This is a genomic window from Rothia sp. HMSC065C03 (assembly GCF_001837295.1).
Classification (GTDB): domain Bacteria; phylum Actinomycetota; class Actinomycetes; order Actinomycetales; family Micrococcaceae; genus Rothia.
Map to the genome: position 1 here is coordinate 416,682 of NZ_KV832006.1, position 12,359 is coordinate 429,040.

The 12,359-nt window shown below is 56.1% G+C and carries 10 protein-coding genes and 1 tRNA gene; 10 read left to right on the forward strand and 1 reads right to left on the reverse strand.

Annotated elements, in window-relative coordinates:
• The first annotated feature begins 81 nt into the window (after positions 1–81).
• Positions 82–167: transfer RNA gene (locus tag HMPREF2605_RS07345), tRNA-Leu, on the forward strand.
• 178 nt (positions 168–345) lie between these two features.
• On the opposite strand, the gene HMPREF2605_RS07350 is transcribed toward HMPREF2605_RS07345, so the two are convergent.
• Positions 346–1,431 (reverse strand): 2,3-butanediol dehydrogenase, encoded by a 1,086-nt coding sequence (locus HMPREF2605_RS07350; RefSeq protein ID WP_049356965.1) that lies wholly within the window; start codon positions 1,429–1,431, stop codon positions 346–348.
• A 339-nt stretch (positions 1,432–1,770) separates the two neighbouring features.
• Here HMPREF2605_RS07350 and HMPREF2605_RS07355 point away from each other — a divergent pair, with 339 nt between their 5' ends.
• From HMPREF2605_RS07355 to HMPREF2605_RS07395, 9 genes are all read left to right on the forward strand, one after another.
• Entirely contained in the window at positions 1,771–3,357 is a 1,587-nt protein-coding gene (locus tag HMPREF2605_RS07355; protein WP_070847642.1) for an amidohydrolase, read from the forward strand.
• Between the two features lie 275 nt (positions 3,358–3,632).
• Positions 3,633–4,592, forward strand: coding sequence for an L-lactate dehydrogenase (locus tag HMPREF2605_RS07360; protein ID WP_049327177.1), 960 nt, complete (start codon positions 3,633–3,635; stop codon positions 4,590–4,592).
• A gap of 387 nt (positions 4,593–4,979) precedes the next feature.
• Entirely contained in the window at positions 4,980–5,255 is a 276-nt protein-coding gene (locus HMPREF2605_RS07365) for a hypothetical protein (RefSeq protein ID WP_005509088.1), read from the forward strand.
• Between the two features lie 181 nt (positions 5,256–5,436).
• Complete coding sequence (gene recO / locus HMPREF2605_RS07370) at positions 5,437–6,300, forward strand: DNA repair protein RecO (protein ID WP_070847645.1); 864 nt, start codon at positions 5,437–5,439, stop codon at positions 6,298–6,300.
• Between the two features lie 188 nt (positions 6,301–6,488).
• A complete protein-coding gene (locus HMPREF2605_RS07375; RefSeq protein WP_012903550.1) occupies positions 6,489–7,280 on the forward strand; it encodes an isoprenyl transferase in 792 nt (263 codons plus the stop codon).
• Positions 7,281–7,323: 43 nt separating this feature from the next.
• Complete coding sequence (locus tag HMPREF2605_RS07380; RefSeq protein WP_070847648.1) at positions 7,324–8,412, forward strand: quinone-dependent dihydroorotate dehydrogenase; 1,089 nt, start codon at positions 7,324–7,326, stop codon at positions 8,410–8,412.
• A gap of 275 nt (positions 8,413–8,687) precedes the next feature.
• Entirely contained in the window at positions 8,688–10,556 is a 1,869-nt protein-coding gene (locus HMPREF2605_RS07385; protein ID WP_070847651.1) for a DUF262 domain-containing protein, read from the forward strand.
• Between the two features lie 369 nt (positions 10,557–10,925).
• Entirely contained in the window at positions 10,926–11,642 is a 717-nt protein-coding gene (locus tag HMPREF2605_RS07390) for a DUF6318 family protein (protein WP_070847653.1), read from the forward strand.
• Positions 11,643–11,644: 2 nt separating this feature from the next.
• Positions 11,645–12,295, forward strand: coding sequence for a DUF6318 family protein (locus HMPREF2605_RS07395; RefSeq protein ID WP_070847655.1), 651 nt, complete (start codon positions 11,645–11,647; stop codon positions 12,293–12,295).
• The last annotated feature ends 64 nt before the right edge of the window (positions 12,296–12,359 follow it).

Consider the following 12,359-nt stretch of genomic DNA (forward strand, 5'->3'; position numbering starts at 1 on the left):
TTTGCGGAGTATCCAGAAAGCCCGTATAGTATTACGTGTTGCTCCGAACGGCACCGAAAGGAAAACGTTCGAAAGTCACCTGCGCGGGTGGCGGAATAGGCAGACGCGCTAGCTTGAGGTGCTAGTCCTCGTATTAGAGGGTGGGGGTTCAAGTCCCCCCTCGCGCACAGATAATCCCCGGTTCTTCGGAACCGGGGATTTTTGTATGCCCGGTTTTGTATGCCCAGTAAAAAGCACACAAAAAAGTAGTGGGGTGAGGCTCCTTGAAAGGAACCTCACCCCACACTAGCTACGCTAAGGAAGCTAGAAGAGCAGCTGCATCAGCTGAAACTGATTGGCTCAGTATTACTCAGCCAGACGCTCCGGGTCGGTGGTGACCAGAATCTTCACAGCGGTCTCGTTGTGGTTGATCAGGGTGTCGAAGCCCTTGTCAATCAGGTCTTCCACAGCAATCTTGCCGGTGATGAAGGGCTTGAGGTCAATCTTGCCGGACTCAACGAGCTTGATGGTCTCCGGGTGGGAGTTCACGTATGCGATGGTGCCGCGGATATCGAGCTCCTTGAGCACAACCTTCTGAACATCCAGGGAAGCGGGCTTGCCCCAAATGGAGACGATGACGACCTTACCGGTGGGCTTGAGGGCATCCAGGATCAGGTCCAGTGCGGGCTGAACGGAGGTGCACTCGAACGCGATGTCAGCGCCACGGCCGTCGGTCAGCTTGTGAATCTCAGCCAGAACGTCAACCTCAGCGGGGGAGAAAGCGTAGTCAGCAACGCCGGAGTCCAGAGCCTTCTGGCGGCGCAGCGGGGACAGCTCAGAGATGATGACCTTAGCGCCCTTAGCCTTCAGAACAGCGGAGGTCAGCAGACCGATGGGGCCGGCACCGGTAACCAGTGCGAATGCGCCCTCTTCGAACTCGCCTGCACGCTCAACAGCGTGGTAGCCAACGCTCAGGGGCTCAATCAGTGCAGCCTCGTCCAGGGGAATGGTGTTGGGGATCTTGTGAACCCAGCGGCGCTTCACAGCAACCTTCTCGGACAGACCGCCACCGCGACCTGCCAGGCCGATGAAGTTCATGTCCTTGGACAGGTGGTAGTCCTTGGAGTCGGGGCCGGTGTAGACGTCATCACGAATGATGTAGGGCTCGACGACAACGTGATCGCCAACCTCAAGGTCGTCTACGCCTTCGCCCAGTGCCTCAACAACACCGGAGAATTCGTGACCGAGGGTGACGGGGGAGTCTTCACCAGAAATGGGGTGGGGATGACCGTGCTGGGGGCAGAAGATGGGGCCGTCGAGGTATTCGTGCAGGTCGGTACCGCAAATGCCGCACCATGCGACCTTGACCAGAACCTCGCCCGCAGCGGCTTCGGGTGCGGGGATGTCTTCAATGCGGATGTCGTTACGGTCGTAGAAGCGTGCTGCCTTCATGGGATGGAGCTCCTTAGCGTGGTTGTGGCGCTCACTGCGGTGTGTGCTTGCCGGTACGGTTCGCATCCATGGGTCTGTCACAGCGTTGACAGAGGCCCAAACGACATGGTTTGGACCGGTTGTGAACTGTCCTGCCGGCATTCGCATCGCTAGCGCCGGATGGTGATGGGTGCGGCTGGATTGTCGCTCCCATGTGCTTAACGCTACTCCACTGAATCAAAGATTCCTAGGATATATACAAATTTTCTTTTATGTGACACAAATTTCTTTTTGGGCGTTTTCGACTCCATCACGCCCGAGCATCTAGCGCCCGGCGAGTGCAGACGGTAGCGTAGAAGCATGACTGACGCGAACGCACAGGGCACCGCCGCCCACACCCAGCCCACTTCTGACAGCTCCGGTCGAACGGCACCGAACCGACCCGCCGCAATAACCCGCCACTATGACGCGCCCGACGCTGATTGCGTGCGCGGTAGCGAGTACTCCGAAATCCTCGCCCTTGAAACCGAGCAGCGTAAGCGTGCGGCTGACCACCGCCGCAAGCGCTTCCACGCGCATCCTGAGCGGGAACATGCTGACCACGGTCGGCCCGCGCAGGAACGTAGCCACGGCGAGCGCCACGGTCATGGAAAGGGCCACGGCATGCATCACGGTCACCGCCTCGACGAAGACAGCGGGCTGGCGCATATTCGCCGCGACCTCGCCGAATCCGTCGCCACCCGTGCGGACTCTTTGACCGCAATTCTCAAGGCGATTCATGCGCATCCTGAGACTGCCTACGAGGAGTATTTTGCCTCCCGCACGCTCGTTGATGCGGTCCGCGAAGCCTACCCGAACCTCAGGATTGAGTACCCCGCCTTCGGTCTGGATACCGCGTTCAAAGTGGAGCTCACCAGCGCCGACTACGACCCCGCCACACACCGCACCATCGCGATTCTCTCCGAATATGACGCGCTGCCGGGCATCGGTCACGGCTGCGGCCACAACGTCATCGCGGTATCCGGGCTGGGCGCTTTCCTTGCCCTGGCGGATGCGCTCGCTACCGGCCCCGAGGCGTTCAGCGGCAGAATCCTCTACTACGGCACGCCCGCCGAGGAATCCGACGCCGGTAAGGAGCTGATGGCGCGCGCCGGCGCGTTCGAGCGGGTGGATGCCGCCATCATGGTGCACCCCTACTTTATGGATGTGGCTGATCAGGCGTGGTTGGGTCGCCGCGAATGCCGCGTGACTTATACGGGCGTGAGTGCGCATGCTTCCTCGCATCCGTTTATGGGTCGTAACGCACTGGATGCGGCGAATTTGGCGTATCAGGGCCTGGGGTTGTTGCGTCAGCAGATTCCCGGTTCTGACCGTATTCACGCGATTATTGACCATGGCGGGGACGCCCCGAATCTGATTCCTGCCTCCGCGAGCCTGCATATTAATATCCGTTCTAAGTACGCGCCGACTTTGCGTGCGCTGTCGCGACGGGTTGAGGAGGTGCTACGCGGTGCGGCGCTTATGGCTGGCGTGAGTGCGGAGGTGACGTGGGATTCTTCGCCGATGACCATGCCGGTGTGTACGAACCGCCCGCTGTTGAAGCGTTGGGTTTCGGCTCAGCGTTCGGTGGGTCGCCACCCGTACCCGCCCGGAACGGTCAGTGACACCCTGGCGGCTTCTACTGATTTCGGTAATGTGAGCCTGCGCGTGCCCGGTATTCACCCGCTGATTCAGATTGCGCCCGAGGGTACCGGCATGCACACGGTGGAGTTCGCGCACTGTGCTGACACCCCGGCGGCGGTGGATGCTGCCCTGGATGCGGCGTTCGGTTTGGCGTCTGTGGCTTTGGACTTCCTGGTTGATGACGAGCTGGCGGATGCGGTGCGTGCTGATTTTGAGGCTTCCGGCGGTGCGGTAGATGTGGAGGGCTACTTTAGCGGCATGTGAGCTTGCTCAAAAGGTCAGAACGTCATTATTTGGTTTTGTGAATGAAAAACACCCCTCATAGCCCATAAAGTCACCAGCACCCATCGAAAAAAGCAAAATATCCCAACACAAAACGCAAAATCTGCGGCATAATAGAACATAACGAAGCAAGCTCACCGGGGAAGAACGCCCACCCAAGGAAATTCAACCCCGCGGCACACACCCGCTTCCCGATAAACCACGCGAGAATCCTCTCGCACCACACGGATAACTCTCACGAAAGAGGGCATACAGCAATGAACGGTGTCAACAACCCCACCAAGCTCGGCGTCATCGGTGCAGGCGGCGTCGGTAGCGCAACCGCATACGCAGCTATGGTCCGCGGCTCCGCAGACGAAATCGTCCTGTACGACATCGACGGCAAGCGCGCGCACGCTGAAGCACTGGACATCGCACACGGCGCAATGTTCGCACACGAAGCAACCGTAACCGGTGGCGACGACATCGAGCTGCTGCGCGACTGCGACATGGTCATCATCACCGCAGGTGCTCGCCAGAAGCCCGGCCAGCCCCGCCTCGAACTGGCAGGCGCAAACGTCGCAATCCTCGAGAAGCTGCTGCCGAACATTCTGTCCGTAGCACCCAACGCAATCATCATGCTCGTCACCAACCCCTGTGACGTTCTCACTGTTGTGGCTCAGAAGATTACCGGCCTGCCCGCAAACCGCGTGCTGTCCTCCGGTACCGTTCTGGACTCCTCCCGCCTGCGTTGGCTGATTGCTAACAAGGCTGGCGTCTCCATCAAGAGCGTTCACGCAAACGTTGTTGGCGAGCACGGCGACTCCGAGTTCCCCGTCTGGTCTGCAGCAAACATCGGTATGGTTCCCCTGACCGAGTGGGAGCAGGACGGCAAGCTCGTCTTCACCGACGAGGTCCGTGCAGAGCTGGCAAACGAAGCTATGCGCGCAGCATACAAGGTTATCGAGGGCAAGGGTTCCACCAACTACGCAATCGGTATCTCCGGCGCACGTATCGCTGAGGCATTCCTCGGCGGCCAGAACGCAGTGCTGCCCGTCTCCACCACCATTGCAGGCGAGCTGTACGGCTTCAAGGACGTTGCACTGTCCCTGCCCACCATCGTCAACCGCGAGGGCATCCAGCGCGTGCTCGAGGTTCCCATGAACGAGGCTGAGCTGGCACAGCTGAAGGCATCCGCTGAGGCAATCCGCGCATCCGCAGCTTCCCTGGGCTTCTAAAACCCCGGCTTCTAATTCTCTCGGGCTCATAACCCGCAAGAAGCAAACATTCAGTAGGCGTAGCGTCAAGCTGAGCTAACCGACAGAAGAACCCGCCGCACCCGGCACCCGCTCCCTTGAGGAGTGGGGAAGCTGGGGACGGCGGGTTCGCTGTGTCTGTGAGGTTTTTATGCGGGGCTTGATGTGCCGCGTGCATGCTTCGCTTGACTACCTGGCTTGTTCACCTGGCTTGACCAACCTGGGCTTACCGCTCTGGCTTTGGCGTTCTCTTCACGGCACCGAATTTACCCGCCGATTCCCTGCCGCACCCGTTCATAGTTCCGCGTTTAAACCGCCGCATGACCGCCCGGCGCACACCATCGGCCTGTAGGTAGTAGAATAAATGGCATGAGCATTGATCCTCGCACCGAACTCACCCGCCTCCTTGACGCGCTGGAGGCGCACCTGACCGCCGTCGTAAACCGAACCGGCGAGCACGACTCTGCCGTCGATGAGGCATACGTAGAAATCGCCAACGCCTTCGAAGCCTACGAAGATGCCCTCTTCGAGGCGTACAACGAGGTCACTCCCTTGAGCGTCTACGGTGATGAAGACGAGGATGACCTTGAAGAAATCCTCGACGATGAAGACGACATCGACGACGATATTGAGTACGAGGACTAAATAGCGCCTCGCCCATACGTTACGGACCGACCCCTGACCGGTACCCCTACGCGGGGTAATACGGCAGGGGTCGAACCGTACCCACAACACCCGCGCGGCTCTTGTTTGAGTTCCACTGAGCGGCCGCAGAAAACCTACCCACCAGATACCCACCGAGCATGTACCGAGAACGGAGATACCCGTGAGCGAACCCCGCACTTGGCGCGATGCCGCCCTCATCCTCCGCACCCAAAAACTCGGCGAAACCGACCGCATCATCATCATGCTCACCCGCGACGGAGGAATCACCCACGCAGTCGCCAAGGCTGTACGCAAACCCACCTCCAAGTTCGGTGGGCGACTCGAACCGTTCATGCACACCGACCTGTCTTTCAGCCGCGGCAGAACGAACCTGCACACTATCACCCAGGCGGCGACTCTGCACGCCTACACCGCGCCGATTATGGCGAACTACGATGCGTACACGTGCGCTTCCACCATCGCCGAACTGGCAGAAGCACTCACCAAAGACACCGATAGCACCGCCGACATTTACACCCTGACTCACGGGGCGCTTGCCGCGCTCGCGCACGGGCAGCATGTGCCGCAGAGGATTCTGACCCGGTACCTGGCGCGCAGCATGAACGCCGCCGGTTGGCCGCTCATCGGTGAGAATTGCACCCGATGCGGTAACCCGCTCGTGAACGCAGAGAGCCAGGACGCGGACGGCGCAGAAAATACCGGTGCAGACAACGTCCCCAACACTGCAGGTGGAAGCGGAAGGTACATTGCCTTCCATACCGCCCACACCTACGGGCACCACACAATCCTCTGCCCCGAATGCGCGCCCGCTACCGACACGCCCCTGACCGGCCTGCGTGCCGAAGAGCTCGGCTACGCGCTCGCCACCGCATCGGCGGATCCGCGCGCCTGGGCGACTATTGATGCGGCGCCGGTGCCGGTCGCCTCCAAAATTCTGGGTCTCTACCTGAAAACCACCCAGAACCTGCTCGAACACCCCCTCAAAACGGCGAGCGCCCTCGAGGCAGAAATTCCTGCATCGTAAAAGATGCACGCCGGTGCGGCGATTATGCGTCAGCCGTGCGTCAAACGGAGGACAAAATAAACCCCGAAGCACCCGCCCATGCGCGCTGTGTCACGGTAAAATAGCTAACAGCACGCCAGCGTTTATTTCTGGCGCATATCTAGGCAAACGACCCCGGGGGAGAACCCCGCCAGGGAAGAAAGGCACACATGGCACGCACCCAGCCCGTACCCCCGCCCGCGCACCCCACCGGGGCAACCCCTCCGCCGATTCCGAAGAAGTTCATTCCGCAGCATGTCGCCGTCGTCATGGACGGTAACGGACGCTGGGCAAACGAACGCGGCCTGCCCCGCACCGAGGGCCACCGCGCCGGCGAGGCGGCACTGCTGGACGTCGTTGCGGGCGCTATCGAAATGGGCATCCCGTACGTGACCGCCTACGCGTTCTCCACCGAAAACTGGAAGCGCTCACCCAGCGAGGTCGCGTTCATTATGCGTTTCTCCACCGAGGTGCTGCAGCGTCAGCTGGAAACCCTCAAGACCTGGGGTGTGCGCATCCGCTGGGCTGGCCGCCGACCCAAGCTGTGGAAGAACGTCATCGAAGAGCTCGAACACTGCGAGCGCGAAACCATCGACAACACCGTCTGCACCCTCACCATGTGCGTGAACTACGGCGGCCGCGCAGAAATCGCCGACGCGGCAGCAGCTATCGCAGCGGACGCTGTGGCGGGCAAGATCAAGCCCGGCAACATTACCGAAAAGACCATCCAGAAGTACCTGGACGAGCCCGACCTGCCCGACGTTGACCTGTTCCTGCGTTCCTCCGGTGAGCAGCGCATCTCGAACTTTTTGCTGTGGCAGAGCGCCTACGCCGAGATGATTTTCATGAACGTGCTCTGGCCCGACGTTGACCGCCGCACCCTCTGGGAGGCTGTCGAAGAGTACGCGCGCCGCGACCGCCGCTACGGTGGCGCAGTCGACGCTGTGGCGAACGATAAGTAACGCCCCATAAACCACCCACACCCTCCAACCTTAGGGAGAACAAATGCGCATCTACCCGACCTTCTTCAACATCTTCTTCAAGGGCATGGACCCCGAGAAGGCACACCACGTCGGCTTCTGGGGCGTTCAGACCCTGCGCAACGTCGGCATCACCCGCGCGCTGCGCAAGTACTTCCAGCCCGCACCGGAACTGGCAACCACCGTCATGGGCATTACTTTCCCCTCGCCGTTCGGTCTGGCTGCTGGCTTCGACAAGGGCGGTAAGGGTATTGCCGCGCTGGCTGGTATCGGCTTCGGTCACGTTGAGATTGGTACCATCACCGGCCAGGCACAGCCCGGTAACCCGCAGCCGCGTCTTTTCCGTCTCGTGGAAGATAAGGCAGTTATCAACCGCATGGGCTTCAACAACGACGGTGCCGCAGCGGCAGGCCCGCGTGTTGCTGCTGCCCGCGCAGACCTCGAAACCGAATACCGCGGCGCTGTACGCCCGGTCATCGGCGTGAACATCGGCAAGACCAAGGTCGTTGAGCTCGAGAACGCTATCGAGGACTACCTGATTTCTACCCGCACCCTGGCACCGCAGGCAGACTACCTGGTCGTCAACGTTTCTTCTCCGAACACTCCGGGTCTGCGCACCCTGCAGGCTATCGAGTCGCTGCGCCCGCTGCTTGCTGCTGTGCGTGAAGAGGCAGACCGCGTATGCCCTAACCGCCACGTACCGCTGACCGTGAAGATCGCGCCGGACCTGGTCGATGAGGACGTTATCGAGGTGGCAGCCCTTGCTAAGGAGCTGAAGCTGGACGGCATTATCGCCACCAACACCACCATCGCCCGCGACGGTCTGGGCCTGACCAGCGACATGACCAAGGTCAAGGAAATTGGTGCCGGCGGCCTCTCCGGTGCGCCGCTGAAGCCCCGCTCCCTGGAGGTGTTGCGCCTGCTCAAGCGCGAAATCGGCGACGACCTCGCTATCATTTCGGTTGGTGGCGTGACCACCGCTGAGGATGTGCAGGAGCGCCTGGACGCTGGCGCTGACCTGGTGCAGGGCTACACCGCGTTCCTGTATGAGGGTCCGCTCTGGGCGGCACACATTAACCGTGGCCTGGTGAAGCTGCGCCGCGCTCGCAGCTAAAAGGCTTACAGGCGGGAGCTGTACGCTCCTTGTTGCGCTGGAAGGGGCACCGTTCTCTACTCGTTGGAGGTGGAGGTGGTGCCCCTTTTTGTGCGCCTGCTCAACGTGTAAGGGGCAGTTGTGTTGGTATCTGGGGGAGGGGGTCTGAAGTTTTACTTGAGATTCTGTTAGCGTTTGGTGTGTTGTGGATTGCACCCTGACCTGGAGCGATAGTACTATCAGAGTGGTGCAGCACCGATGATTGCGCCACTACACTATGCATCAAAGGAGATTTGGTGGAAGTTAAGGTCTTTAGTACAAAACTATCGGACTTCTTGAAACGTGAGGAAGAACTTTACATCCCAAGGTTCCAACGTCCTTATTCATGGAGGAAGAAACAGTTTGAGGAGTTGTGGAATGATATTACAACAAATGAAGAATCACATTTTATCGGAACTATAATCCGATATCCTGTCGGGAAAAATAAGTACTATATTGTTGATGGACAGCAACGTTTAACTACTCTCTCTGTACTGCTCGCCGCTATTCGAGATGCCTATATTGGTCTTGGTGACCTCAAGGGTGGAAAAATTGATGACTACATCAAGCCCGATGTAACAGGGTCAACCGAGTCCTTTTATAAGATTAATTATGAAAATGGTGAAGGCGGTTTTAACAATAATTATCGCTCTATCATCGATATTCCAGATTCGGATAGCAGGGCTGCTCTACCTGAACCTCAATATATATCATCAGGACCTTCAAAAAACCTTATGGATGCACATAAATTTTTTAAACTAAAAATTTCAAGGATGATATCTAAGGGGGCAGTAGAAGAGAAGAAGAGCCGCTTATTGGAGTTACTAAATAAAGTCCGAGAGCTTACTCTTGTAGATATTTTAATGGGTGATGTCAGTGGAGCTTATCGCATATTTATGACTTTGAATGTAAGGGGTGTTAAACTAAATCAGACTGATTTGATTAAAAGTCATATTCTTAGCCACTTGAGTGACAGTGGGAACAATGATACCTATATTGAAATGTGGAATAAAATCTTGGACGTCTTGTCTACGTGCCCTATCTCAGGTGGCATAAAGGAAGATGACTACTTCTATAATTACTTGATGTCTATCGGTGCATCTGACGGAATAAAAATTAGCAAGAAGAAAACTTTTGAAAAATATCATAACGATATCCAAGATGCAGAGACTGCCTATAAATACCTGAAATCTCTTCTGGAAGATGTCTCGACCTATCGAATTGTATATGAGCCGACCTACAACCAGGCTTCTATTTTGAGAGGCGATAAAACAAAACGAGGGGTAAAAAATACTAACTGGATTCCTCCCCTTGAGGCCTTGCAGACTTTTGGCGTAACGCAACCCAACCCTTTAATTTTGGCGACTCTAAGGCGTCTTTTTGACGGAGGGGACCGACATTACCGGGCGGAAAATACTCAGCGCTTATTCTCAATGATTGAAGATTTCCATTTTATTTTTACAAAGGTTGAGAGTGTGAGGGGTAGTAAGATTGAGAATCTGTACACTCGATATGCCAATGATACATATAAGACATCCCCTCGAAATGGCAAACAAGGTGGAATTCAGAAAATTCAAGACTCTCTCGCAAAAGAGTTTCAGGAATATTTGTTGGAAATAACAAGTAAAGAATCTTTTGTGAAAAAATTTCCAGAGGTTGCCAAGTATGATAGATCTAGCGATAATAATCAAAAATTACTTATGTATATTTTGCGTAAATATCAGCCCGAGATAAAAGAGTTGCCAGATAATCCCGCTACGATTGAGCATATTATGCCACAATCTGAAGTGGATCGATTGCATAAGGCTGTCGATGAAAAGATAAAACATGAGAATGGGACTGTTGTGACTGATGAATGGAAACAGGCCGAGAAAGAAAGGATTACAAGGATCATTAACTCCCCGGGTAATCTCATTCTTGTTAGGAGAAAGACAAATGGGGTTGACTTGAAGAACAAGCCCTTCCTGGAAAAGCAGGTTATATTGAAGAAGGTCCGAGTGTCGCAGGATATACCGTCAGAAATTCTTGAAGCTGAATCTTGGACTCTTGAAGACATTGTGCATCGAACGAAAAAAATGGCAGAGCGGGGATATGATGAAATTTGGAGTTTCAATAAATATAAGTAAATAAATTTTAATATATATTAATTGCGGGGGATTTTGGTATTGAAAATCCCCCGCAATTATTTTTTGAAGTGGTGTATGTATCAAATATTTTAAAACATTCTGTAGGGGTAGCATTTTTTTGGAATATCTTTATTGATCAATATGTAAATCTTGAAAATCTTAGAATGATGATGGTTTGCTGTTGTTACACTCATTGCAAAGCAAACGACTGTAAATATGCGGTAGGGTTTTATATGTAGCCTCCCGCGGTGCATTGTCGCATCTGCTGGGTACGCTGCGCGGCTGGGTTCTTCCGGCGGTCAATAATGACCATTTTTACCAGCCTGATAAGTGCATACACACCATCACCGACGATAGGAGCGCACCGTTTTGGAGCCTCGTACCTTCCTTTACCGTACCCGAATTCATCGCCGTACCCTGTTGGGTAGCGGTGCACTTGTGGGCCTAGGCGCCCTGCTGGCGGCGTGTGGCCAGCAGGCTAGTAACGAGGCGGCAGCTACCGCAACCGCGGCGCCGAGTGATTCGGCTTCGGCATCTGAAACTGCTTCTGCATCAGCCACTCCGTCCAGTGTTCGCGGCTATTCGGGCGGCTCGAAGGCACCGGATGGTGAGTATCGCCCTGCTGATAAGTACGGCAATGCGCAGAATGTACCCAAGCCTGCTGAGCCAGAAGATGGGTACCGTGAGAAGTCTGTTGAAGGTATGCGTAAGACCCTTAAGGCGTGGGTTGAGTGGGCTAACTATGGCACCGAGACTGGTGATTATTCCGTGGCTCGTCAGTTTGTGTCGTCGGAGTTTAAAGATGAGTTGCAGGCATATGCCGATGTTGAGGATCTTTACGCTAGCGGCGGTTGGATTATTGGTGGAGTTGACTATTTTGAGGCTGATGGTGCGCCGTGGTCTGAGGGTGGGGAGACGTATTTTTGGAAGGCGTATCGTCACTGGGATCGTGAGATTTATGTTGAATCTGATGGTAGCTCGCGTAGCTGGGTGAATGAGGATAAGACCAATGACACGTTTAAGTTCGTGCTGAAGCATAATGGTGTTAAGTGGGAGATCATGAACTACGAACACGTGGAGGGCTAACCATGAACCCCAACATGCTGAACCGCCGCTCAATGCTGACCGGAGGCACACTCATCACCCTCAGCACCCTACTCGCCGCCTGCGTGCCGCACGACATCACAACTGCAGGAGACGGGTCCACCGCCTCCGGTGCAGCCACCAACAGCAGCCCAAGCAGTAGCGGCAACAACGCCGGTAACAGCGAATACCGCAAGGCAGACGCCAAAGGCCCCGCCCAGAACGTCCCCAAACCCAACGCCCCCGAAGACGGCTACCGCGCAAAGACCCCCGACGGCATCCTCAAAACCATGGACGCCTGGAACCAGTGGGTCAACTACGGCGTCCAAACTGGCGACTACAGCAAAGCCCGCGAATTCCTCTCCTCATCAAACGACGGAGAACTCAAAATCTACAAGGAAATAGAAGCACTCTACCAGCGCGGCGGATGGGTCATCGACGGCATCGAATACTTCAAACCCGCCGGCATACCCAGGACTGACGACCATCAAACCTACTACCTGGAAACCCTCCACGAATGGGACAAACACACCGAGGTGGAACCCGACGGCCGCCAAGAAACCTGGAGCAGCGACAAGGAAGAAGAAATCTACACGTTTGCCCTCGAACACCGCGACGGCAAATGGCAGATTCTCTACTCCCGAATCGAAGCCTAACCGTACCGGCGTCTAGCCACGGTTATACGCCCAAAAGCCACATGTGTTTCGAAAAGCCACCAAA